The 24506-nt window shown below is 66.3% G+C and carries 23 protein-coding genes; 8 read left to right on the forward strand and 15 right to left on the reverse strand.

Annotated features, from left to right (window positions below; all coding sequences use genetic code 11):
- Positions 1–60 precede the first annotated feature (60 nt).
- From ATO3_RS19565 to ATO3_RS19595, 7 genes are all read right to left on the reverse strand, one after another.
- Positions 61–1494, reverse strand: coding sequence for an FGGY-family carbohydrate kinase (locus tag ATO3_RS19565; RefSeq protein WP_233152226.1), 1434 nt, complete (start codon positions 1492–1494; stop codon positions 61–63).
- A complete protein-coding gene (rhaM, locus tag ATO3_RS19570) occupies positions 1491–1805 on the reverse strand; it encodes an L-rhamnose mutarotase (protein WP_198963322.1) in 315 nt (104 codons plus the stop codon). Before rhaM ends, ATO3_RS19565 begins: the two co-directional genes overlap by 4 nt.
- Complete coding sequence (locus ATO3_RS19575) at positions 1805–2803, reverse strand: ABC transporter permease (RefSeq protein ID WP_088651585.1); 999 nt, start codon at positions 2801–2803, stop codon at positions 1805–1807. The genes rhaM and ATO3_RS19575 overlap by 1 nt, the downstream gene beginning before the upstream one ends.
- Positions 2800–3780 (reverse strand): ABC transporter permease, encoded by a 981-nt coding sequence (locus ATO3_RS19580; protein WP_088651586.1) that lies wholly within the window; start codon positions 3778–3780, stop codon positions 2800–2802. The genes ATO3_RS19575 and ATO3_RS19580 overlap by 4 nt, the downstream gene beginning before the upstream one ends.
- A gap of 14 nt (positions 3781–3794) precedes the next feature.
- Positions 3795–5315 carry a sugar ABC transporter ATP-binding protein gene (locus ATO3_RS19585; RefSeq protein WP_088651587.1) on the reverse strand — a complete coding sequence of 507 codons (1521 nt, stop codon included), beginning with the start codon at positions 5313–5315 and terminating at the stop codon, positions 3795–3797.
- 63 nt (positions 5316–5378) lie between these two features.
- A complete protein-coding gene (gene rhaS, locus ATO3_RS19590; protein WP_088651588.1) occupies positions 5379–6377 on the reverse strand; it encodes a rhamnose ABC transporter substrate-binding protein in 999 nt (332 codons plus the stop codon).
- 43 nt (positions 6378–6420) lie between these two features.
- On the reverse strand, positions 6421–7227 hold the full coding sequence (locus ATO3_RS19595; RefSeq protein ID WP_088651589.1) for a DeoR/GlpR family DNA-binding transcription regulator: 807 nt from the start codon (positions 7225–7227) through the stop codon (positions 6421–6423).
- 202 nt (positions 7228–7429) lie between these two features.
- Between ATO3_RS19595 and ATO3_RS19600 the strand changes: the two genes are divergently transcribed.
- A complete protein-coding gene (locus tag ATO3_RS19600) occupies positions 7430–9532 on the forward strand; it encodes a bifunctional rhamnulose-1-phosphate aldolase/short-chain dehydrogenase (protein ID WP_088651590.1) in 2103 nt (700 codons plus the stop codon).
- Positions 9533–9680: 148 nt separating this feature from the next.
- Entirely contained in the window at positions 9681–10925 is a 1245-nt protein-coding gene (locus ATO3_RS19605) for an L-rhamnose isomerase (protein ID WP_088651591.1), read from the forward strand.
- Between the two features lie 194 nt (positions 10926–11119).
- On the opposite strand, the gene ATO3_RS19610 is transcribed toward ATO3_RS19605, so the two are convergent.
- The 6 genes from ATO3_RS19610 to ATO3_RS19635 form a co-directional block, all read right to left on the reverse strand.
- Positions 11120–12112, reverse strand: a complete 993-nt coding sequence (locus ATO3_RS19610; RefSeq protein WP_088651592.1) for an isopenicillin N synthase family dioxygenase — start codon at positions 12110–12112, stop codon at positions 11120–11122.
- Positions 12113–12197: 85 nt separating this feature from the next.
- Positions 12198–13562, reverse strand: coding sequence for an amidohydrolase family protein (locus ATO3_RS19615; RefSeq protein ID WP_088651593.1), 1365 nt, complete (start codon positions 13560–13562; stop codon positions 12198–12200).
- Complete coding sequence (locus ATO3_RS19620) at positions 13559–14392, reverse strand: ABC transporter permease (protein ID WP_088651594.1); 834 nt, start codon at positions 14390–14392, stop codon at positions 13559–13561. The genes ATO3_RS19615 and ATO3_RS19620 overlap by 4 nt, the downstream gene beginning before the upstream one ends.
- On the reverse strand, positions 14392–15171 hold the full coding sequence (locus ATO3_RS19625; protein WP_088651595.1) for an ABC transporter ATP-binding protein: 780 nt from the start codon (positions 15169–15171) through the stop codon (positions 14392–14394). The genes ATO3_RS19620 and ATO3_RS19625 overlap by 1 nt, the downstream gene beginning before the upstream one ends.
- Before the next feature lie 4 nt (positions 15172–15175).
- Complete coding sequence (locus ATO3_RS19630; protein WP_088651596.1) at positions 15176–16159, reverse strand: ABC transporter substrate-binding protein; 984 nt, start codon at positions 16157–16159, stop codon at positions 15176–15178.
- A gap of 34 nt (positions 16160–16193) precedes the next feature.
- Positions 16194–16664, reverse strand: coding sequence for a nucleoside deaminase (locus ATO3_RS19635; RefSeq protein ID WP_088651597.1), 471 nt, complete (start codon positions 16662–16664; stop codon positions 16194–16196).
- A 161-nt stretch (positions 16665–16825) separates the two neighbouring features.
- Here ATO3_RS19635 and ATO3_RS19640 point away from each other — a divergent pair, with 161 nt between their 5' ends.
- Both ATO3_RS19640 and ATO3_RS19645 read left to right on the forward strand, forming a co-directional pair.
- Entirely contained in the window at positions 16826–17728 is a 903-nt protein-coding gene (locus tag ATO3_RS19640; protein WP_088651598.1) for a LysR family transcriptional regulator, read from the forward strand.
- Between the two features lie 245 nt (positions 17729–17973).
- Entirely contained in the window at positions 17974–18594 is a 621-nt protein-coding gene (locus ATO3_RS19645; RefSeq protein WP_088651599.1) for an exopolysaccharide biosynthesis protein, read from the forward strand.
- 36 nt (positions 18595–18630) lie between these two features.
- Here ATO3_RS19645 and ATO3_RS19650 read toward each other — a convergent pair whose 3' ends face one another.
- Positions 18631–19107, reverse strand: a complete 477-nt coding sequence (locus ATO3_RS19650; protein ID WP_233152227.1) for a pentapeptide repeat-containing protein — start codon at positions 19105–19107, stop codon at positions 18631–18633.
- A 524-nt stretch (positions 19108–19631) separates the two neighbouring features.
- Here ATO3_RS19650 and ATO3_RS19655 point away from each other — a divergent pair.
- From ATO3_RS19655 to ATO3_RS19670, 4 genes are all read left to right on the forward strand, one after another.
- Positions 19632–20618 (forward strand): ABC transporter substrate-binding protein, encoded by a 987-nt coding sequence (locus tag ATO3_RS19655; protein ID WP_088651601.1) that lies wholly within the window; start codon positions 19632–19634, stop codon positions 20616–20618.
- 102 nt (positions 20619–20720) lie between these two features.
- Positions 20721–21761, forward strand: coding sequence for an ABC transporter permease (locus ATO3_RS19660; RefSeq protein ID WP_088651602.1), 1041 nt, complete (start codon positions 20721–20723; stop codon positions 21759–21761).
- A 10-nt stretch (positions 21762–21771) separates the two neighbouring features.
- Positions 21772–22818 (forward strand): quaternary amine ABC transporter ATP-binding protein, encoded by a 1047-nt coding sequence (locus ATO3_RS19665; protein WP_088651603.1) that lies wholly within the window; start codon positions 21772–21774, stop codon positions 22816–22818.
- Positions 22819–23047: 229 nt separating this feature from the next.
- Positions 23048–23524 carry a RidA family protein gene (locus ATO3_RS19670; protein WP_088651604.1) on the forward strand — a complete coding sequence of 159 codons (477 nt, stop codon included), beginning with the start codon at positions 23048–23050 and terminating at the stop codon, positions 23522–23524.
- 54 nt (positions 23525–23578) lie between these two features.
- Here the strand turns inward: ATO3_RS19670 and ATO3_RS19675 are convergent, their stop codons facing one another.
- A complete protein-coding gene (locus ATO3_RS19675; RefSeq protein ID WP_088651619.1) occupies positions 23579–24331 on the reverse strand; it encodes a class I SAM-dependent methyltransferase in 753 nt (250 codons plus the stop codon).
- Positions 24332–24506 lie beyond the last annotated feature (175 nt).

The raw sequence follows: 24506 nt of genomic DNA on the forward strand, positions 1-24506 counted from the left end.
CCGGACAGCCCGCGACGGCGCAACAGTTGCGGGCTGCCCTTCGGTCTTGCGTCGATGGGATCAGCCGGCGGCGGCGGTCCAGGCTTTGACGTAGGCGTCCATGCGGGCCCGAGTCTCTCCGCTCGGCGGGGCGTCGATCTGCGCCTCGGCCGGCTGCGGCAGGTCGGAGCGGGCCAGCAGCGCGGCACCTTGGCTGGTGCCGGTTGCGCCCTTCATCGCGTGCACCTCGGATCCGGTGGCGGCGGCGAGCATCCGGCGGAAGCAGGTGTTGCGGGCAAAGGGACCTTCGACGATCACCGGGCCGGCATGGCCGATCAGCGACAGGCAGCGCGCCGTGACCAGCGCAAGGTAGAAGGCCAGCGCAGCCGCGCGTTCGCCGCCCTGCGCCTCGGCGGGGCTCCAGCGTGCGGACCGGCCGGCAAAGGGGCCGGTTTCCGGGACCACCGCGGGCAGCAGCATCACGGGGCTGTCCAGCACCGCGTCGATCTCGGCCTGCGACGGATCGGGATAGGCGCCGCCCATGATCGTGTCATGCTCGCGCCCGCCCATGAACCGGGCCGAGGGCACGGGCTGGCCGAAGGCGTTGACGTTGATCAGCGTGTCCAGCTTCGGGTCCAGCGTGACGGCTGCTCCGCCGACCGACATGGCGATCACCCATGTGCCGGTGGAGACCACCGAGAACGGCGGTTCATGCGCCAGAAGGTGCGGCAGGAGCGAGGCGTTGCTGTCGTGGATGCCGCAGAAGACGGGCGTCGCCTCGGGCAGGCCGGTGCGCGCGGCGATGTCGGGCAGCACGGTGCCCAGCCGGTCGGTCGAGGCGCGCGCCGGGGCGATCTTGTCGGCGATGGCGAGCGTATCGACAAGGGAGGAGAACCGGCCCGCCTCGGGGTTCCACAGATCCGTGTGGCAGCCAAGCGAGGTCACGTCCGTCGCCCGCATGCCGGTCAGGCGGAAGCCCCAGTACTGCGGATAGGTCAGGATCGTCGCGCAGCGGTCCTGCAGCCCCGGGTCGGTGGCGAATTGCCAATGCAGCTGCGCGCCGATGTTCAGCCCCATGCCAAGCCGGGGCGAGCCGGTCTCGGCGAAGTCCGGGCGGATCGCGTCATAGGCGGCGGCCATCTCGTCCGGGCCGGTGTGTTCGTAATCGAGGATCGGTGCCGCCAGCGTGCCATCCGCCGCCAGCAGCGCGGCCGAGGCGCCGTGCGTCGTGACCGAGATCGCGTCGATCCCGTGCGCGGCCTGGAACCGGGCCAGCGCGTCCAGCAGAAACTCCCAGTGCCCGTCCACGTCGAAATGCGGCCAGGGCAAGCCGGGGCGCACGGCGTTGGGGCGCGTGACCACGTCCAGCTCGGCCAGCGTGGCAAGATCGACCAGCGCCAGCTTGGCGTTGGTCTTGCCGATGTCGATGACGGCAATGTGGCCCGAGGTCAGAGGCGCGTCGGCGGGCGCCTCGGGGGCGGTCAGGGTATCGGCCCCGGTCATTGTCTGGGTCATGGCATGTGGAACATCGGCGTCAGGGGCACCGACACCGGTTCGTTGTCGGGATGGGTTTCCATGATGTCGGCCATGTGGGCCCACCAGCGTTTCATGATCTCGGTTCCGGGCAGGGCGTCCATCCCGTGATCCTCGGCGCGCCAGAGCACGCCGAAGAGAATGTTCGTCTCCTCGTCCAGGTGGATCGAGTAATCCGAGACACCGGCCTTGCGCAGCAGCTCTTCCAGCTCGGGCCAGATCTCGTCATGGCGCTTCTTGTACTCGGCCTTGCAGCCGGGGTTCAGGCGCATCTTGAAGGCATATTTTTCCATCACGCCCTCCACTTGGCCCAAAGCCGGGGCAGGGCGATGACACCGATCAGCAGCGCGCCGATGACGATCGACATCACGATGCCGGGCACGTTCAGAAGGCCAAGGCCGAAGGTCACCAGCCCCATGACGAAGGCCGCGATGACCACGCCCGGAATGGTGCCCGAGCCGCCCAGGATCGACACGCCGCCGAGGACGACCATGGTCACGATCTCAAGCTCCCAGCCGAAGCCGATGGACGGGCGGGTGGAGCCCAGCCGCGAGGTCAGGCAGATCGCGGCAAGGCCGGACATCAGCCCGGTCAGCAGAAAAAGCGTGAACTTCACCCGCTCCACCCGGATGCCGGAGAACATCGCGCCGGTGGCGTTGTTGCCGATGGCATAGACCGCGCGCCCGAAGTTCGTCTTGTGCAGCAGCACGCCGTAGATCACCGCAAGCACCGCGAAGAGCGCGAATTCGAACGAGATGACCCACCAGACATAGCCCTGCCCGAAGAAGGCGAAGCTGGAGGGATAGCCGCCGTAGGCCTGATCGCCCAGCACGATGTAGCTGATGCCGCGAAACAGGCTCATCGAACCGATCGTCACCACGATAGAAGGCAGGCCCATGCGCGTCACCAGCACGCCGTTGAAGGCGCCGCAGATCAGCCCGGTGCCCAGCCCGATCAGCACGAGGCCGGGCGTGCCCACGCCGAACTGCACGGCCGCGCCCATCGCGGTCGAGGCCAGCGCGATGATCGAGGCGACCGAGAGGTCGATCTCGCCCGAGATGATCAGCAGCGCCATGGCAAAGCCGATCATCGCCTTCTCGGTGAAGTTGAAAGTGGCGTCGCTGAGGTTCCAGGCGTTCAGGAAATAGGGCGAGGCCAGCGAATTGGCGATGAAGATCGCGATGGCCACCAGCAGCAGCAGGCTTTCCCAGCTTTTCAGCCGCGCCTCGAGGGGCGAGCGCAGGCGGTCGGGGATGTGCCGTCCGGTGGAAGCGTCGGTGGTGGTGGTCATGCCGCGTGCTCCGCTGTCTTGAGGATGATCCGGCCCTTGCTGCGCGAGGCGCGCGCGTTCACCGCAACGGCGATGATGATGGCGCTGCCCGAGATGGCGAGCTGCCAGAACGGAGAGATGTTGACGACCGGCAGGGCGTTCTTGATCACGCCCAGGAAGATCGCGCCCAGCAGCGCGCCGCCCACCGTGCCGATGCCGCCGGCGATGGAAATGCCGCCGATCACGCAGGCCGCCACGACGTCAAGCTCGAAGCCGCTGGCGATGTCCACATAGGCGACCGCGTAGCGCGACACCCACAGGTAGCCCGTCAGCCCGGCCAGCGCGCCGGAGATGGTGAAGGCCCAGAACTGGGTTTTGCCCACGTCGATGCCGGTATAGGTCGCGGCGTGAGGGTTGCCGCCCACCGCATAGAAGGCCCGGCCCAGCGAGGTGCGCGTCATCACCACGGCAAAGAGGATCACGGCCAGCACGGCGATCCAGCTCAGCACCGGTTGGCCCAGGATCTCGGCCCGGGGGAAGGCCTTGAAGGCCGGCGACATCTCGTGGCTGTTCACCCAGGACCCTTCGGACAGCAGGAAGATGATGCCGCGGAAGATGGTCATGGTGCCCAGCGTGACGACGATCGGCGGGATGTCGAGCTTCCAGACCAGGATGCCGTTGACCATGCCAAGCAGCGTGCCAAGCCCGATCGCCACGGCAAGGATCACGACAACCGGCACGCCGGGGGCGGCCACGTTGATCATCGCCACGACCATGCCGGTCAGCGCGAGGTTGGCGGCGACCGAAAGGTCGATGCACTTGGTCAGGATCACGATCATCTGGCCGATGGCCAGCAATATCAGCGGCGCGGTGTCGTTGAAGACACCGGCCAGGTTCGAGGGGGCCACGAAGGCCGGAAAGCGCGTGGCGATCAGCGCCAGCAGCACGGCGATGGCGCCGAGCAGCAGCGCTTCGCGGGAGGCCAGGAGACGGAGCATGGGCGCGCCTTTCGTCAGATGCCCGCGGCGTGGCGGACGAGTGTTTCGGGGGTCAGGTCATCGCCGGAGACCTCGGTCACCATGCGGCCTTCGCGCATCACGATGACGCGGTCCGACATGCCGAGGACCTCGGGGATTTCCGAGCTGACCATGATCACGGCCAGGCCCTGCGCGGCGAGCTCGGCCATGAACTCGTGCACGGCGGCCTTCGATCCGATGTCGATGCCCTTGGTGGGCTCGTCGAGGATGATGACCTTGGGCTGGGTCGCCAGCCACTTGGCGATCACGACCTTCTGCTGGTTGCCGCCCGACAGGTTGCCGACATGCGTGTCGAGCGAAGCGGCACGCAGATCGAGCCGTTGGGTGTATTCCCGCGCCAGGGCGAACTCCTCGGCCAGCCGGATGAACCCGTTCTTCGAGGTGCGTTTCAGAGAAGGCAATGTCACGTTCTGGAAGATCGGCAGCGCGGTGATGGCGCCCTGCTTGCCGCGGTCCTCGGGCACGTAGACGATGCCGTTCTCGACCGCGTCGGCGGGCGAGCGGATCACGCGGACCTGCCCGTCGATCTTCACCACGCCCTTCGACGGCTTGGTGATGCCGAAGAGCGATTGCATGAATTCCGACCGGCCGGCACCGACCAGGCCATAAAAGCCCAGGATCTCGCCCTGGCGCAGGGTGAAGCCGATGTCGGCGAATTCGGTGGGATGTTCATAGCCCACGACCTGCAGCACCTCGTCGCCGATCTGGCTGGTGCGGGTCGGGAAGATCTGCGCCACGTCGCGGCCGACCATCATCTTGACCAGGTCGGATTCCTCGACCTCGGCGATGGACCCGTCGCCCACGAACTGGCCGTCGCGGAACACGGTGTAGCGGTCGGCGATGCGGAAGATCTCGTCGAACTTGTGGCTGATGAAGAGGATCGCCTTCCCCTGCGCCTTGAGCTTTTCGACCAGCTCGTAGAGCTCCTCGATCTCCTTGTGCGACAGGGCGGCGGTGGGTTCGTCCATGATCACGACACGCGCGTCGATCGACAGCGCGCGGGCGATGGCCACGAGGTGCTTGTTCGCGATGCCCAGGTCATGCAGCTTGTGGTGCGGATCGATCTCGGCGCCGATGCCGCGCAGGATCTCTGTGGCCTTCGCGTTCATCGTGGCCCAGTCGATCAGGCCGAGCCGGGTCCGCGGCGCATGGCCGAGGAAGATGTTCTCGGCCACCGAGAGTTCGTCGAAAAGCACGGTTTCCTGGTGGATCGCGGTGATGCCCGCACGCGCGGCATCCTGCGCGGTGGGAAAGCGGATCGCCTCTCCGTCGACGCGGATGTCCCCGCCGTCGGGCTGGTAGATACCGGTCATGATCTTCACGACCGTCGATTTCCCGGCGCCGTTCTCGCCCACGAGAGCGGTGACCTGCCCCGGGTAGAGCCGCAGCGTGACCCCGTCGAGCGCCTTGACGCCCGGAAAGGTCTTGGTCACGCCGTCCAGTTCCAGCACGGGCGAGAGATCTGTGTCTTTCTGGGTGTCGGTCTGCATCAGCATCGGTCAAATTCCATTGCTGACCCCGGCGCGAGATTGCGCCGGGGCCGTTTGCGTGAGTGGGGATCAGAAGATCGACTTGAACTCGTCGATGTTGCTTTCGTCATAGACGAAGGGGTCGGCCATGGCGCCCTGGTTGTTCTCGTCCAGCGTCAGCGAGCCCATGCGGCCCATCGGGATCTCGGCGCCCGGCTCGGCCTCGGCCTCACCCGATGCCAGCGCATGGGCAATCATCGTGGCGGAATAGCCCAGGTCGATCGGGTTCCAGATCGCGAAGGATTTCGACGCGCCGCTTTCGATGGCGCCGGCCATTTCCGACGGCAGGCCCAGGCCGGTCACGTTGACTTCGCCCACCTTGCCGGCATCGACGACGGCCTGTGCCGCGGCCACGATGCCCACGCTCGTCGGCGCGATGATCGCGTCGAGATCGGGGTAGCTCTGCATGAGGCCCTGGGCTTCGCGGTAGGACTTGTCGGCCAGGTCGTCACCGTAGACGGTCGCAACCACCTCGACGCCCGGGTAGTTGTCCATGACCTTGTTCATTTCCTCGATCCAGATGTTCTGGTTGGTCGAGGTCGTGGTGGCCGACAGCACGGCGACTTCACCGCCTTCGGGCAGCTCGTCGGCGGCGAGCTTGATGATCATGTTGCCGATCAGCGGGTTGGACGACGGGTTCAGGTGCATCTGGCGGCCTTCCGGCGCGACGCCCGAATCCCACGAGATCACGGTGATGCCGCGCTGCATCGCCTTCTTCAGCGTCGGCACCAGCGCGTCGGTGTCGTTCGCCGAGATCGCGATCGCGTCGACCTGCTGCGCGATGAGCGAGTTGATCACCTCGATCTGGCCCTCGGCCGTGGTATCGGTGGGGCCGGTGTAGATGATCTCGACATCGCCCAGCTCTTCGGCGGCTTCCTCGGCGCCCTTGGCGGCCGCTTCGAAGAAGCCGATCCCCAGCGCCTTGACGACCAGCGCGATGCGCATGTCCTCAGCGGCGGCGGCCGAGCCCATCAGGCCGGCCGAGACGCTGAGCCCGGCCAGCAGAGTTGTAAAGGTACGACGGAACATGTTGTGTCCTCCCATGGTCACTTGAGTAATTGAGCGAGGCGGGTCACGAGGCGGCCTCGTCCTTGGTCTGCGCCGCGCCCGATTGCGCGACGATCAGGGTGATTTCGGCAGCCTCGAGCATCGCGGCCGCCTTGTCCGAGATCTTGTCGTCGGTGATGACCGTGTCGGCCCGCTCCAGCGGGCAGAGCACCAGCGGCGAGCGGCTCTCGAACTTGGAACTGTCGACCAGCACGACCAGCTCGTCGGCCTGGCCGATCAGCTTTTGTTCGGCCTGGATCAGCAGGGGATCGGCCTCCATAAGGCCCAGCGGCCCGACGCCCTGCGCGCCCATGAACATGCGGCGCGCGTAGAAATTGCGGGTCACGTCGTTGTCGAAGGGCGACAGGATGATGTTCTGTTCGCGGTATATCACCCCGCCCGAGAGCATCACCGTGTTCTTGGAATGCTTCAGCAGGTGTTCGGCGATCGGAAAGGAATTGGTGAAGACCTGGCAGCGGCGCGATGCGAGCGGATGCACCATCTGGAAGGTGGTCGTTCCGCCGTTGATGATGATGCTGTCGCCATCTTCGCACAGCTCGACCGCGGCGCGGGCGATGGCCTGCTTTTCCTTGATGCGCAGCGTCTCGTTGACGGCAAAGGGGCGGCCGGCGAGACCGACGAATTTCGGGGGTGTGATCGCCTCGGCCCCGCCGCGGACGCGGCGCAGCTTCTTCTGCATGTGGAGCGTTGCGATGTCGCGGCGAATGGTGGCCTCGGAGGCATCTGTCAGCGCGCAAAGGTCGACCACGGTGACCACCGGCCGTTCCTGGACGGCTGATAAAATGATCCTGTGGCGCTCTTTCTCGTGCATGCCAGTCCTCCCTTGGCCGCAAAGGTTGCGTGGATTCGTTACGCTTGTCAATCAGCTTCAATCATTTCCGCTCATACTGCGGTGCATCATGATTGGTTTTGATTGGATGTGATTGACAATCCGCCGCGCCCCGCGCATGGTCCAGCCAAAGTCGCAACGCCGGACGGATCCCCTGCACGGGCCGTCAACTTGGGAGGACATCATGCTCAAAACCGTTGAAGATCAGCTTCTTGATAACCGCTGGGACGAGGCCGAGGCCGCCGGAAAATCCGAATCGGAGCTGTTGCTCTACCGGTCGAACATCCTTGGCTCGGACATGCGGGTCACGAACTACGGCGGCGGCAACACATCGGCCAAGGTCATGGAGAAGGATCCGCTGACCGGTGAAGAGGTCGAGGTTCTCTGGGTCAAGGGCTCGGGCGGCGATATCGGCTCCATCAAGATGGACGGGTTCGCCACGCTCTACATGGAAAAGCTGGAGGCGCTGAAGGGTCTTTACCGCGGGGTCGAGTTCGAGGACGAGATGGTCGGCTACCTGCCGCATTGCACGTTCAACCTGAATTCGCGCGCCGCGTCGATCGACACGCCGCTGCACGCCTACGTGCCGCGCAAGCATGTGGACCACGTGCATGCCGACGCGATCATCGCGATCGCCGCCTCGAAGAATTCGAAGGAGCTGACGCAGGAGATCTTCGGCGACAAGATCGGCTGGCTGCCCTGGAAAAAGCCGGGCTATGAGCTGGGTCTGTGGCTGAACAAGTTCTGTGTCGAGAACCCCGATGCCGATGGTGTCGTTCTGGAAAGCCACGGGCTGTTCACCTGGGCCGACACGGCGAAAGACTGCTATGACATGACCATCGAGGTCATCAACACGGCGACCAAGTGGCTGGCCGAGAAATCGGCGTCCGTCCCGGCCTTTGGCGGTGCGAAATACGACGCCCTGCCGCCGGAAGAGCGCCGCGCGGTGGCGGCCCGGCTGATGCCGGCGATCCGCGGCTTCGTGTCGGGCAACCAGCACATGGTCGGCCATTTCAACGACAGCGACGCGGTGCTGGAATTCGTCAACGCGCAGAACATGGAACCGCTGGCCGCCCTTGGCACCTCCTGCCCGGACCACTTCCTGCGCACCAAGATCCGTCCCTTCGTCGTGGATTTCGACCCCTCGGCCAAGAACCTCGACGCGGTTCTGGAGGGCCTGCCGGAGCAGATCGCGGCCTACCGCGAGGATTACGCGGCCTATTACGAACGCTGCAAGCATGACAACTCGCCCGCCATGCGCGACCCCAACGCGGTGGTCTACCTGGTGCCGGGCGTCGGCATGATCACCTTCGCCAAGGACAAGGCGACAGCGCGGATCTCGGGCGAATTCTACGTCAACGCGATCAACGTGATGCGCGGCGCCTCGTCGGTCAGCGAATATGTCGGCCTGCCCGAACAGGAGGCCTTCGATATCGAGTACTGGCTGCTCGAAGAGGCCAAGCTGCAGCGGATGCCCAAGCCGAAATCGCTTGCCGGCCGGATCGCGCTGGTCACCGGCGGTGCCGGCGGCATCGGCTCGGCCACGGCAGAGCGGTACCTGTCCGAAGGCGCCTGCGTGATGCTGGCCGATATCAACGAAGACAGCCTGAAGGCGACGAAAGACAACCTGGTGCAGCGCTTCGGCAAGGACGTGGTGCGCACGGTGGCGATGAACGTCACCGACGAGGCGGCGGTTGTCGCGGCCTTCGCCGACACCGCGGTGGAATTCGGCGGCGCCGATATCCTGGTGTCGAACGCCGGCATCGCGTCGTCGGCGCCGGTCGAGGAGACCTCGCTCGCGCTGTGGAACAAGAACATGGACATCCTGTCCACGGGCTACTTCCTGGTGTCCCGTGAGGCGTTCAAGCTGATGCGCGTGCAGGATATCGGCGGCGCGGTGATCTTCGTGGCCTCCAAGAACGGGCTGGCGGCGTCGCCCAATGCCTCGGCCTATTGCACGGCGAAGGCGTCGGAAATCCACCTGGCGCGCTGCCTGGCGCTGGAAGGGGCCGAGGCCGGGATCCGCGTGAACGTGGTCAACCCCGACGCGGTGCTGCGCGGCTCGAAGATCTGGGAAGGCGAATGGCTGGACCAGCGCGCCTCGACCTACGGCACCGACAAGGAGGGGCTGGAGGAGATGTACCGCAAGCGGTCCATGCTCAAGCGTTCGGTCCTGCCCGAGGACATCGCCGAGGCGGCCTATTTCTTTGCCGCCGACACCTCGGCCAAGTCGACCGGCAACATCATCAATGTGGATGCAGGCAACGTCCAGGCTTTCACGCGATAACGCCAACGCGGCGGTGGGGTGAAACCCCACCCTACGGCGGCGGCGAGGGCATTGCCCTGGCCCCGCCGCGCGGGCGCGTGCGGGGATGTAGGGTGGGTTTCCAACCCACCGCCCGGCGCGCCCATCCGGCAGAGGGAAGGAGACATCCATGAGCAGCGGATATGACAGCGCGAAGCAGGTCTTCGCGGATTGGGGCGTGGACACCGAGGCCGCCATCGCGCGGCTGAAGGATATCGCCATTTCCATGCATTGCTGGCAGGGCGACGACGTCGTCGGCTTCGAGACGCAGACCGGATCCTCCGGCGGCGGCATCCAGGCCACCGGCAACCATCCCGGTCGCGCCCGCACCCCCGACGAGCTGCGCGCCGATCTCGAGTTCGCGTACTCGAAGATCCCCGGCACGCACCGGCTGAACCTCCATGCGATGTACATGGATACCGACGCCACCCCGGACCGGGACGAGATCGAATATGCCCATTTCGCCCCCTGGGTCGACTGGGCCAAGGCGCAGGGCGTGGGGCTGGATTTCAACCCGACGTTCTTTGCCCATTCCAAGGCCGACGACAACCTGACCCTGTCGCATCCCGACCAGGGCATCCGGGACTTCTGGATCGAGCATGGGCGTCGCTGCCGCGAGATCGCCGCGCAGATGGGCGCGGCCCTGGGCAGCCCGGCGGTCAACAACATCTGGGTGCCCGACGGTTACAAGGACACGCCGATCGACCGCATGGCCGCGCGCAGGCGGCTCGAAGCCTCGCTGGATGCGATGTTCGCCGATCCGCTCGACAGGGCGAAGATGCTGGACGCCGTCGAAAGCAAGCTTTTCGGCATCGGGGTCGAGGCCTGCACCGTCGGCTCCCACGAATTCTACATGGGCTACGCGATCCGCAAGGGCACGCTGCTCTGCCTCGACATGGGCCATTTCCACCCTACCGAGAACATCGCGGACAAGCTCAGCTCCGTCGCGCTCTCGCTGGACGAGATCCTGCTGCATGTCTCGCGCCCGATGCGCTGGGACAGCGACCACGTGATCCTGCTGAACGACGACATCCTCGCAATGGCGCAGGAGCTGGTGACCGCTGACCTGCTGGGGCGCACCCATATCGGGCTGGATTTCTTCGATGCTACGATCAGCCGCACGGCGGCCTGGGTCATCGGCGTGCGCAACATGCAGAAGGCGCTGCTGCGTGCGCTCTGCCTGCCGCTGGACCAGCTGCGCAAGGCCGAGGACACGATGGACTTCACCACGCGCTTCACCCTGACGGAAGAGCTGAAGGACCTGCCCCACGGCGCCATCTGGGCCGAGTTCTGCGCCCGCATGGATGTGCCCACGGGCCAGACGCTGATCAGGGATCTCGACAGCTACCAGGCCTCCGTGTCCTCCCGCGGATAGGCCTGTCACGGACAGTTCTCCTCCTCCTGTCCGTAGATCGGCGCGCCCCCGCAAAGGGGCGCGCCGTTTCTGTTTCAGGACCCCGCCTTTTCATCCCGCCGCGTCTGGCGCTGAAAGCCCTGGCTTGCGCGCCGGAGGTTGCGGGAAAGACCGGCCTCGTCCCCGCGTTAGGCGGGCAGGACGCTGATCGCGGTCTATTTCTTCGCGAAATTCGCGCCCAGGCGCATCTGGATGTAGTCGTGGCCGGTCATCGGCTCGTACTTGCCTTCGGGGCCCGCCAGCAGCGTGTCCATGTTGGCCTGCGCGAAATAGGCGATGGAATAGCGCGGGCCCAGGTATTCCTCGGGCTTCGGCATCCGCACCCGGTGCAGGTTGGACAGCAGCTTGTCATCCGACCAGCGCATCAGCATGTCGCCGATGTTGCAGGTGATCACGCCCCCCAGGGGCGGCACGTCCGTCCATTGCGTGGCGCGGCCCTTTTCGTCCTTGCCCGGGCACAGCTGCAGGCCGCCCTGGCCCTCCTTCTGATGGAGCAGCGTCAGGCAGTCGAAATCCGTATGCGCACCGGCCCGCCAGAACTTGAAATCCTCCGGCTTGGCGTCCTCCATCCCGAGGTAATGGATCAGCCGCAGGGTCGATTGATACTCCGGCGTGTCGGGGTCGTGGCCTTCGGTGAAGGTGCCCGGCTTGAACTCCAGACGCGAGGCGAAACACTCCAGCACCTTCATCGCCACGGCCCAGTTGTGGCGCTCGAACGCCAGCATCGTCTCCTTGAAGCCGAAGATCTCCTCGCCCGTGGGCCAAAGCCCGCGCATGCGGGGCAGGGTGATCTGATAGCTTTCCTTGCGGTCGGCCGTCCCGGTCGAGGGGCGGACTTGCGCCATGTATTCCCAGCCCGCGTTGGTGCCGGGTTTCAGCGGATATTGCTCTTTCGTCTCGGTCAGCAGGTCGAAGAACCCGGCCGACAGCGCGAAGGCGTCGTCGATCAGGGTTTGCGGGATGCCGTGGCCGGTCAGCTGGAAGAACCCGATGCCGGTCGCCGCGTCCCAAAGCGCATCGGTGATCTCTTCCTTGCGGTTGAAGTAATCCGACATGTCGATCTGCGGGATGTCGCGCTCGACCTCTTCGCCGTAGTCGCCGAGGCCGCGTTCCTTTTGCAGTTCGGCCAGTTCGGTGGGTGCAGTCATGGTTTGGTCTCCTTCGGGAAAGGGGAGCAATGACCGACGCCGGAATGGCGCTGACAGCTTCTACTCCGGGGGTATTTCGGTGTCTTCAGGCCGGCATGGTCTCCGGTCGGGCCGCGACGCGCGCGGTGATGCGGGCAGCGTCCCGAGCCAGATCCGCCAGGTCAAGGCCTGGCAGCCTGCCATCGCGGACAACGGGGCGCCCGGCGACGAAAGAGTGGCGAACCTGTGCGGCACCGCTTACCACCGGGGCAAGCGCGGGATCGTGCAGGCCGAAGGTGCGGGGGTGCGAGAGGTCGAACAGGGTGATGTCGGCGGCCATGCCCGGGGCGATGCGGCCGATCCCGGGAATGCCCAGTGCCTTCGCGCCGCCCATCGTCGCCCAGTGCAGCACGGTGCCGGCATTGACCGCATCCACCCCGCCGGTGGCACGCTGGATGGCGAAGGCGGAATAGAGCGCCATGCCCATGTCCGCCGCCTCGTTCGCCCCGGCGCCGTCCACGGCCAGCGAGACGGCGCCGCCGAGCCCGTGCAGAGCGGGCGCGGGCGCCACACCGGAGCCCAGCCGCGCGTTGGCCTGCGGGCAATGGGCCATGGCGGATCCGGTTTCGGCCAGCAGCGCGACCTCGTCGGCCTCAAGGTCCACGAGATGGGCGAACCAGACATCCTCGCCCAGCCATCCCTTGTCGGCGAGCCATGGCACGGGCCGCTGGCCCCAGGTCTTGAGCGTATGGGCGGCATATCCGCCGTTCTCCGACAGGTGGCAATGCAGGCGCAGGCCAAGGCGGCGGGCCTCCTGCGCCATCTCCACCAGCTCGCCCGGTTCCACGTTGAAATTCGGCGTGGTGGGCGCGCAGGCCACGCGGGTCATGGCCATGTCCGAGGGATCGTGCCAGCGCGACGCGGCGGCAGAGAGCCCGTCGAGGAATTGCGCCAGCGTCTCGGTCGGGGGCGGGGGCGTGTCGGCGCCGAACTGGCGGCCCTTCGTCATGCCGCCGCGCGCAAGGACGAAGCGCAGGCCCAGCTTGCCGGCCTCGTCGAACAGCACCTCGGCCGGGTCGTAATCATAGGCATCGGGGAAGAGGTAGTGATGATCGCAGACGGTCGTTGCCCCGGTCAGCGCCAGTTCCGCCAGACCGATGCGGGCAGAGACGCGCAGCGCCTCCTCGTCCAGGCGCGGCCAGAACCGATAGGGGACCTGCGCCAGCCAATTGTCCAGCGCCTCGTCGATGGCGAGGCCCTTGAGCACCGACTGGAACAGGTGGTGATGGGTGTTCACGAGGCCCGGGATGACGACACAGCCGGTGGCATCGATGACCTCTTCGCCGGGGGCAGGAGTGAGATCTCCAACCTCTGCAATGCGGTCGCCTTCCACGCGAATGGCGCTCGTCACCCGTGTCCCGGCTGCCTCGCCAGTCCAGCCATGGGCGATATTGGTGATGATGAAACTCATTTGGCGGCTTTCGGCAGGGACCAGGGGAAGAAGAGGCGCTGGATCAGGCTGACCGCCTGGAACAGGATCAGCGACATCGCCACCAGGATCGCCAGCCCGGCCCAGGCCTGCGGCAGCTTGAACATCGAGGTGGAGAACTGGATGAAATAGCCGATCCCCAGCTCGGCGGCCACGAATTCCGATACCACGGCGCCGATGACGGCCAGCGTTATGGAAATCTTCAGCCCCGAGAAGATGTAGGGCGTGGCATAGGGCAGGCGGATCTGGGTGATCTCGCGGTGTTGCGGCGCGCGCAAGCTGCGCGACAGTTCGATCAGCTCGGCCGGGGTGGCCATCAGCCCGGTGGTCATCGACACGACCAGCGGGAAGAAGGAGATCATGAAGGTGATCACGACGCGCGGCGCGTCATCGGTGCCCAGAACCACGATGATGATCGGCGCCACGGCCACGACCGGCACCGACTGGATCACCACCAGCAGCGGATAAAGCGCGCGGCTCAGCAGTTTCGATTTTGCCAGCCCGATCGCGATCGGCAGCGAGATCAGGATCGCCGCGCCATAGCCCATCAGCGCCACCCGCAGCGTGGCCCAGATATGGGCGATCCAGCGCGGCAGGTCGACCGCGCCGAAGCCGGTGGCGATGCGCGAGGGGGCGGGCAGGATATAGCTGGGCACGGCGAAGACCCGGGTCCCGACCTCCCACAGCACCAGCACGGCGAGGAAGGTGAAAAGCGGCAGTACCACGGGCATCCGCACCAGCCGCTCCGACAGCGAAACGCGGGGCAGGTCGGCGGGCTCGGGGCGCGCGGCTTCGGTCGTCTCGGCGGACATCACGCGACCTCCCTGTGAATCAGGAGCCCGCGCAGATGGGCCATGTAATCCTGCATTTCGGGCGTGCGCAGCGAATTCTCGTCGCGCGGCCGGCCCAACGGCACCGGCAGGTCGGCGATGACGGACCCGGGGCGTGCGCTCATGACGACGACACGGTCGGCGAGCAGCACGGCCTCGGGGATGGAATGGGTGATGAACATCACGGTCTTCGGGCTGGCCTGCCAGAGGCGCAGCAGCTCGAACCCCATCGCGTCGCGGGTCAGCGCGTCGAGCGCCGAGAAGGGTTCGTCCATCAGCAGGATGTCGGGGTTGAGAAACAGCGCCCGGGCGATGCCGACGCGTTGCTGCATGCCGCCCGACAGCTCTCCGGGCAGTCTTTTCTCGAACCCCTCCAGCCCCACGGTGGCGATGATCCGGCGCGCCTGCTCGCGGTCCTTGTCGTCGACCCGGCCGCGCATGTGTTTCGCGGGGAAGACCACGTTTTCCTCGACATTGGCCCAGGGCAGCAGCGTGGCGTTCTGGAACACGATGCCCACGTCGTCGCGCGGGCCGTCGACCGGCTTGCCGAAGACGCTGACCCGGCCCTGCGTCGGCGCGATCAGCCCGGCGGTCAGACGCAGCAGCGTGGATTTCCCGCAACCGGACGGCCCCAGCACCGCAACGAATTCATGCTGGTCCAGTGTCAGCGACACACCCTTCAGCGCGGTCAGCGGCCCGGTGTCGGCCAGGAACGTCTGACCGACACCTTCGAAGCTTATGGCGTCCTTGACGAGCGCCACGGGATCATTCGCCCATGAATGAGCGATCGACCACGGATTCCGGGTCCAGCGCTTCGGGGTCGAGCCCCTGGCTGGCCGCCACGCGGTCCCAGGTCGCGGCGAGGCGGTCGGCGTCGAAGGCGCCCAGACCGTATTCCTCGGTGACCTCGTTGAAGGCGAGCTTGGAAGCGTCGAGCCAGGAGCCCATCACGTCCTCGGCGCTGAGTTCCGGCACGACAGAGGCCACGGCAGCGGCCGCCGCTTCGGGGTTTTCATGCGCGAATTCCAGCGATTGGGTGAAGGCGGCGATGAAGCGTTTCGCTACGTCGGGGCGTTCGGCCAGGAAGGTATCGTTGGCGACCAGCGAGGCGGAATAGAGCTCCAGCCCGGCATCCGCCCAAGGCAGGATGACGATCTCCTTGCCGGCTTCCTCGGCCTGACCGGTGTAGCGCGACACGTCCGTGAGCCAGGCGATGATCGCGTCGGCCTGCCCGGTCATCAGCATCGGACCCAAAGCGCCGGGATCCGCCTTGGTCAGGGTGATGTCGTCCTCGGACATGCCGTTGTCGCCCAGCACCAGCGGCAGGAAGACGTTGGACGAGGTGAAGGGCGAGGTCGCGATGGTCTTGCCCGCGACATCGGTGATCGAGGTGATCCCGGTGTCGGCAGTGGTGTAGAAGGCGTGCGGCCCCATGTTGAAGATGTTCATGACGGCGGTCACCGGCACGCCCTCGGTCGCCTTCGCGGCCATCAGCGCGCCGATCCCGGCGCTGCCGATGTCCGACGTGCCGGTGGCGATCTTGGTGATCGCCTCGGACGAGCCGCGGCCCGGTTCGATCGACACGTCGAGACCGGCGTCGGCGCAGAACCCTTCGGTGATGCAGACATAGATCGGGGCCTTGTCGCCGCCGGGCAGCCAGTCGAGCTGATAGGTCACCTTGTCCTGCGCATGGGCGGCACCGGCGGCAAGAAGGCCGGCGAAGGCGAGAGGTGCTGTGATGGTCTTCATTCCATGGTCCTCTGTTGGGATGGGCGCCGGCGGATCACCAGAAGCCCTTATGTGATGTCACGATGTCGTCCTCGAGCTCGGGGAAGGGCCCGACCACCTCGACGGCGCGCTGGCCTGCGGCCAGAACCTGGCGGCAGGGCAGGGACATGGTCAGGTTCTCGGGGTTGTCCCCGGTCAGCTCGGCCAGCCGCTCTTCGGACATGCCGTAGACCAGCCGTCCGATCCCGGCCCAGTAGGTGCCGCCCGCGCACATGCTGCAGGGCTCGACCGAGGTATAAAGCGTGCAGGTTTCAAGGAACTCGGGCTCGTAGGTCGCGGCCGCGTCGCGGGCGACGTTCAGTTCCGCATGGCCGGTGCCGCCCTCGGTCGCATGGGCATTGCCCTTCTCGATCAGGATGTGGCCGTCCGCATCGGCCAGCAGCGCGCCGAACGGATGGTTGCCCGCGGCCTTGGCGGCCTCGGCCAGCCGGATCGTTTCCCGCAAAAGGGCGATGTCGTCGCGCATGTCTGGTCCCGGTCGTCTGGTGTCAGGTCGACCCGGAGCCTAGGCATTGACCTCCGTTCGAAAAAGCAGAAAGAATCTCACGTGGCGTTGCATTTATTCTTACACCCCGGGCTGCGGGTTTTGCGCCGCCACCGCGCCCGGGCCAAAGGCTTGGGGCTCTCATGTCGGCGTTTTCCAAGGAAATCAGGTCGTTCCTCGTGGTTTCTCAATCGGATTCGATCCGAGCGGCGGCAGAGCGGCTGAACATCTCGGCCCCGGCCCTGTCGCGGCAGATCCAGATCCTGGAACGCGGTTACGGCACGCCGCTGCTGATCCGCTCGGCCAGCGGGGTAGAACTGACCCCGGCCGGCGAGACCCTGCGCAGCGAGGCGATGCGCTGGATGGAGGCCGACACCCGCTTTACCCGATCCCTCGCGCAGGCGGCCGAGGCGACCGACCTGCGGCTGCGCATGGGCGTGATGGAGGGGCTGGTTCCGACGCTGGTGCTGCCCCTGCAGGACCGGCTGGAGGCGCTCTTTGGTCATGTGGAACTGGACCTGACGGTGGGCACCACGCGCGACATCATCGACCGGGCCGAGGCGCTGGACCTCGACCTGATCGTCGCCTTCAACATGCCGCGGCTGACCCGCCTGATCGTCGTGCAATCCGAGGAATACCCGCTGGGCGTGGTCTATGCCCCCGGCTCCGGTCCGCCGGGCGACGGGCCGATCACCCTGGCCGAGGCGCTGGACTGGCCGCTGTGCCTGCCGTCGGCGGCGCTGTCGATGCACACCCGGCTGATGGCCGAGATCCTGAGTGTCCGGGTCAACCCGCGTGTCCGGTTCAGCAGCAATTCCATTACGGCGCTGCTGCGGGTGCTGCGGCAGGGCAAGGGCGTGGGCTTCCTGACCTGGGCCGATGTCTGCGCCGAGGTGGAGGCCGGGCGCTTGTGTTTCCGCCCGCTGGCCCATCGCCGCCTGACCGAAACGCTCAGCGTGACGATCTGCCGGGGCAACAGCCTGGGCGAGGCGACTGGCCCGGTGATCCGCGAGATCCAGGATCTTCTTGCGGGGATGGGAACGTGAGGCCGCCGTGATCGTTATCACGTCAATGAGATCGACCTGAAGCCAATACGACCGCGTCCGTCAATCCGGCCCGGCTGGCCCGGTGCGCTCGCACTTCTGAACGCCCTGCCGGTGCCGGCGTTTCGCGGTTCCGGGGATCCGAGTGTGACCCGGCATACGTCTGAACAAATATAGCGCACGGGGACGATTGTAATCGGGCGCGACCTACATGATATCCGGACTATCCCTTGGAAGCCCCCCACTCCATGCAACACGAGTACGCCATTCGCCGACGTCCCTCTCTGTCCCTCCCGATCCTGCGCAAGTCGCGCAGCCAGCATCGTGCGGGGACACTCACGCTTGGCAACCTGTTGCTGGACCTTGGTGGCACGTCCTTCGGCTGGGCCATCGTGCTGTTTTCGCTGGTCACGCTGCTGCCGCTGCCGCCGGGCTCGACCCTGGTGACCGCATTGCCGCTGTTGCTGACCACCGGGCAGATGATGCTGGGCTATCCCCATGCGCGGATCCCCGGACGCCTGTCACAGCTGCGGCTGGATCCGCAGCGCCTGCGCCGCACGCTTCTGGGGCTGCGGCCGGTGACACGACGGCTGGAGCGGGTTCTGACCCAGCGTCACACGTGGATCTTCGCGCCGCGCAACGAACGCCTTCTGGGGCTGGTTCTGTTCCTCGTTGCGCTGGCGCTGTTCCTGCCGGTGCCGTTCAGCGGCTGGTTCCCGGCGATCTCGCTCTTCATCTCGGGCATTGGCCTCGTGGAACGCGACGGGCTGGTCACCGGGCTGGGCGTCGCCTGCGGGGCGATTTCGGTCCTGTTCACCGGCCTGGTGCTGATCTCGCTCGCGGCCGGGGCAGAGGCGCTTATCCACTGATCCCCGCGCCCGCCGCCTGCCGGGCCTTCGGCGCGCCTACTTGCAGTCGGAATTGTCCATCGTGTCGTCGGGCATCTGCGTATTGCAGAGCAGTCCGGCCTGCAGGTCCGTGTTTTCCATCACTGCGCCTTCGAAATCGGCCCCCTGCAGGTTCGCATCGTCGAAGCGCACGTTGACCAGCCGCGCGCCGCGAAAGCTGACGCCTTTCATGTTGGCCGAGGTGAACGAGACGTTCTCCAGCACCGCCTGGTCGAAGATGCCGATGTTCAGCGCGGCCTGGTTGAATTCCATGTCCCGCAGCTGCGAGTTGGACAGATCGATGCCGGTCATGCGCCGGCCGTGAAGGTCGAGCTGCTGGAACGAGCAGCCCTGGCAGCGGCCCATCATCTGCAGGTTCTCGGGGTCGCTGGCGTCCTGCGCGGCGGCCACCTCGGCGGAGGCCAGCAGGCCGCCCAGCATCAGGCTTGCAGAGATCAGGGGGCGGGACATGAAACGGGATGTCGGTCGGGGCATGGCGCGGGGTCTTTCCTTTCGAAAGCAGGGGTTTGACGGGGATCGTCAGCTGGGCTTGGCAGGGACGGCCACGCCGATCCGGCCCCGGTCCGCAAGCGGTCCGCGCCTGTTGCGCGACTGTGGGGCGGGTGCGTCGATCATGTCACCTGAGCCTTATCATTTCGGATGTTGCGTTACGTTTTCAATCGTGAACCGACGGTGCCACGGCTGGTTCCCGGGGCTTGCGGCGGGATCCCGCCGAGAGCGGGCAGGCCCAGCCGATCGGGCCGGCCTGGATGCGCGGCGCCGGGCAGCGGCGAAGGGATGATCGCCACGCCGCGAAGGTGGATGGCGGCCGTGGGCAGGACTGTATCGCATGTTGCAAAGCCTGTTTGCACTCCGGGGAGAGTGTTGATATCCGCTGCTTCGATTCAAAAAGCAAACCGCGCTTGCAAGTTGTCATGAAAGCTTTGAAAAAACTTCTTTTCTTCTTGTTGTGCAAGCGGGGCAGCGCCGATTTACTTCACTAATCGAAGGAGAATTCCATGCGACACTGTAAACTGCTCTCGACGGCCCTTGCCGCTTCGGTCCTGATGCCGCTGGCGGCGCAGGCCCAGGACGAGGCGGGCCAGTGCGGCGACGTCTCGATCGCGCAGATGGGCTGGGCCGCGGCCGAAGTGACCACCAATATCGCCAAGTTCCTGCTGGAACAGGGCTATGGCTGCGACGTCAGCCTGGTGCAGTCCGATACGATCCCGGCAATCACCTCGGTGGCCGAGAACGGCGAGCCGGACGTTGTCACCAACCTGTGGCTGAACTCGGCGGGCGACGCCTACACCCGGCTCGAAGAGGGCGGCACCATCAAGCGCCTGACCTCCGTGCTGGACCCCGGCGGTGTCGAAGGCTGGTGGATCCCGACCTCGCTGGCCGAGGAACACCCGGAGCTGACCACGATCGAGGGCATCCTCGAAAACCCCGAGCTGGTCGGCGCGCGGTTCAACAACTGCCCCGACGGCTGGGGCTGCCGCGTGGTGTCCGACAACCTGTCGCGCGCGCTGGATCTGGAAGGCCACGGGATCGAGGTGTTCAACCACGGTTCGGGCGAGACGCTGGCCACCTCGATGGGCGCCGCGGTCACCAATGACGAACCCTGGTTCGGCTATTACTGGGGCCCGACCGTTCCTCTGGGCAAATACGACATGACCCGCGTCGATCTGGGCGGCTACGACGAAGAGACCTTCGCGCCGCTGCAGAACGCCGACACGCCGGATCCGCAGGTTTCCGATTTTCCGGCCGCGCCGATCCTGACCTCGGTCACCACCGATTTCGCCGAGACCAACCCGGCCGTCACCGAGTTCTTCACCAACATGACCTTCTCGACGGACCAGATGTCCGGCCTGCTGGCCTGGAAGGACGAGAACAACGCCTCGAACGAAGAGGTCGCCGTCCACTTCCTGACCACGTCGACCGACACCTGGACCGGCTGGGTCAGCGACGCGGCACGCGAGCAGCTTTCGGCGCTGCTGCAGTGATCCTGAACGGCCCCGCGGGGCCAGGGCATTCAACGGGGCCGGTCCGCCGGCCCCGTTCTTTCGTTTCACAACAAGGGAGGGCCGCGATGGCCCGGCAGACACATGGCAACCTATGACGGCCTTTTCGACACGTTGGGCTTGAGAGACTGGTGCGACACGGACGCCTCTGACGGGCCGATGTCGATGGCCGATCTCATGGCCAGGACCCAGGGTGGCGACGAGGCCGGCACGACGGCGCTTCGCGACCTCCCGTTTCCCTCTCTTGACGCGCTGCACGACGCCTGCAACGCGATACCCCAGACCCGCGACCTGACCTCGGGGCTGGAAACCGGCTTTCTCGGCATTCGCGACGCCCTGCGCGTGGTGGTCGACCCGCTGACACAGCCGCTGAGCTGGGCGCTTGAGAACACGCTTTGGGTGATGACCGAAACGCCCTGGTGGATCATGATCCCGCTTCTGCTGCTGGCGACATGGGCCGTCGGCCGGTCGTGGAAGATCGTGGGCTTCGTCGCCGCGATCCTCGCAGGCCTGGCCTTTGTCGACCATTACGAGGTTGCGATGCAGACGCTGGCGATCATCTTCGTCTGCGCCTTCATCTGCGTGCTGTTCGGGGTGCCCATCGGCATCGCCATGTCGCGCAGCGACCGGCTGCAGAACGTGGTGACACCGATCCTCGACCTGCTGCAGACGCTGCCGCCCTTCGTCTACCTGATCCCCCTGATCTTCCTGTTCTCGGTGACCGAGCCGAAGCTCTATGGCATCGCCGTGATCCTTTACGCCATCGTGCCGGTGGTCCGGCTGACCAACCTTGGCATCCGGCTGGTGGATGCGGACGTGATCGAGGCCGCCGACGCCTTCGGCATGACCAAGAGCCAGAAGCTCTTTGGCGTGCAGATCCCGCTGGCGCTGCCCAACATCATGGCCGGCGTGAACCAGACGATCATGATGTCGCTGGCGATGGTGGTCATCGCCTCCATGGTCTCGGCCCCCGGGCTGGGCATTCTGGTGCTGCGCGGCATCCGCAACCTTGAACTGGGCGTGGGTCTTGTCGCCGGGCTGGGCATCGTGGTGCTGGCCATCGCGCTGGACCGCGTGACCAAGGCGTCGCTCGCCCGGATCGACGCCAGCCAGGCCAACCGGTGAGGAGCGCGACATGACAGACAAGACCGTGAAAGTCTCGATCCGGCATCTGTACAAGATCTTCGGATCGGACCCGCAGGCGGCCCTGACCCGGGTTCGCGACGGGATGTCCAAGGCCGAGCTTCTGGACAAGACCAGCCACGTCCTCGGCCTGAACGACATCAACGTCGACATGCACGAGGGCCGGATCACCGTGATCATGGGCCTGTCCGGATCGGGCAAGTCCACCCTGATCCGCCACCTCAACCGCCTGATCGAACCGACGGCGGGCGAGATCCTGGTCAACGGCGAGGACATCCTGTCGTGGAACGAACAGCGGCTGCGGAAACTGCGGCGGGAATCCATGTCGATGGTGTTCCAGAAATTCGCCCTTCTGCCGCACCGCACCGTTCTGGAAAACGCCGGCATGGCGATGGCCACGCGGGGCAAGTCGCGCCGGGACTACGAGGCCGAAGCGCGCAAGTGGCTGGACCGCGTGGGCCTTTCGGGGCAAGACGATCAGTATCCGCACCAGCTTTCGGGCGGCATGCAGCAGCGCGTGGGCATCGCCCGGGCGCTGACCTCGAACGCGGATATCATGCTGATGGACGAGGCGTTCTCGGCTCTCGATCCGCTGATCCGCACCGACATGCAGGACCTGCTGCTGGAACTGCAGGAAGAGCTGCACAAGACCATCGTCTTCATCACCCACGATCTGGACGAAGCGCTGAAGCTGGCCGATCACCTGGTGATCCTGAAGGACGGCGCGGTGGTGCAGCAGGGCGAACCGCAGGAGATCCTGCTGAACCCCTCTGATCCCTACATCGAGGACTTCGTCGCCGACATCAACCGCGCCCGTGTGCTGCGCGCGAGGTCGATCATGACGGACAGGCCGCCGCAGGGCGAAATCGCCGGGGACGTGGCGCCCACCGACAACCTGGAAAGCGTCATCGCCCAGGCCGAAGGTGCGCTGGACCGCACCTACCGCGTGACGCGCGGGGACGAGGCGCTGGGATATGTGGGCATGGCCGACGTGATGCAGGCGCTGGTGCGTCGCCCCTCGGGCTACACGGCCAGCTGATCCGACGGTCGGCGGGGCAGGGTGGGTCGCTCCCGCTCCTGCCCTTCGCCGATGCCCGATCAATGGCCCTGCCGGGGCCCGGATGGCGGTCCCGGCCCATGCGGCGGAACATAGCTGTTGCCGGGCCCGGCGCCGGGGTGCCATTGAGCAATGGCTGACCTCCCACCCTGTCGCGGAGACCGTCCATGACGCCCAAGACCTGCCTGCCCTGTCGCCGGGGAACACACTCATGACCGACACGGCCACACCCGAAGACCGCCTCGCCCGGCTTGGAATCGAGCTGCCCCGCGTGCCCGTCCCGATCGCCAATTTCCAGCCGTTCCGGCGGCATGGCGACATGTTCTACCTCGCCGGGCAGACCTGCGAATGGAACGGCACCATGGTCTATTCCGGCAAGCTGGGGCGGGATTTCGACGTGGAGACCGGGCAGAGGGCGGCGCGGATCTGCGGGCTGAACCTGATCGCCGCGCTGCGCCTGGCCCTGGGCGGGTCGCTGGACAATGTGAGCGCCTGCATCCGGCTGGGCGGTTTCGTGAATGCCGATCCCGAGTTTGCCTTCGTGCCAAAGGTGGTCAACGGCGCCTCGGACCTGATGGCCGAGGTCTTCGGGCCCGAGATCGGTCCCCATGCCCGAACCGCCGTCGGCGTGGCGACGCTGCCGCAGAACGCCGCCGTCGAGGTCGATGCGATCTTTGCCGTCCGGTAGCCGGCGCTGTCATTCTTGAGCTTGCCCCCCCCGGACCGGCGGGCGCCAGACGCCTTAGCCAGGCGTGCGGGCAGAGATGGCATAGCGATGCTCGGAGCGGCGCAGCAGCGACTTGCGCCACCCCAGCTCCCGCGCCTGGGCACGGTGAATCGCGCCGAGGCCGGTGTCGATCCGCAGCGCCTCGAACCCGGCGGCGGTCAGCAGCTGCGCCACCTCTTCGGCCCGCGCCCCGCCCGAGAAATGCACGCGCGACAGGATATCCTCGTGGCGCGAGACCGCGCCGTGGGTTCGGGCCGCGCCGCGCTGGCCCAGGATCCGCCACAGCCAGCCCCTGGTGACGAAATCCCCGTCCACCAGCAACAGCCGGCCCCCCGGCGCCAGGACCCGGCGCCATTCGGCGAAGGCCGCCGCCGGATCCACCAGTGTCCAGACCAGATGCCGGGTGACGATGACATCCGCGCTGCCGCCGGGCAGCATCGTCCGCTCGGCATCGGCCTGCAGAAAGGTCACATCGGGCAGCTTGGCGCGGGCGCGCTCCAGCATCGGCTCGGCCCAGTCGAGGCCGGTCACCTCGAACCCCATGTCCTTGCACAGGCGCGCGATTTCGCCCGTCCCCGAGGCCAGGTCCAGCAGCCGCCGCCCCTCGGCCGGGCCCAGGTGACGGCGGAACAGCGCGGCCCAGGCGGCCATCTCGGCCCCGTCCGAAATCCGGTGCCCCGGGTCGTTGTCGAAGGTCGCCGCCCGGTCGGACCAGTAGTCGCGGATATCGTCACGAAGGTCGCGGTTCGAGAAACTGGCCTGGGACATGGGGGTTTCCATTGCTGCGTCTTGGGTCAGCATGGCTTCGCTTGGCTGACAGATATTGTCAACTTTAATGATTGACGAAAAAGGTCGGGAACACTACGCCTCGGGCAGAAACCCAGGGAGTTCCTACATGACCCTTCGTGCCCTGCTCGGTGCCTCCGCGCTGAGCCTTTCCGTC

This window comes from Marinibacterium profundimaris (assembly GCF_002210095.1).
Taxonomy (GTDB): domain Bacteria; phylum Pseudomonadota; class Alphaproteobacteria; order Rhodobacterales; family Rhodobacteraceae; genus Marinibacterium; species Marinibacterium profundimaris.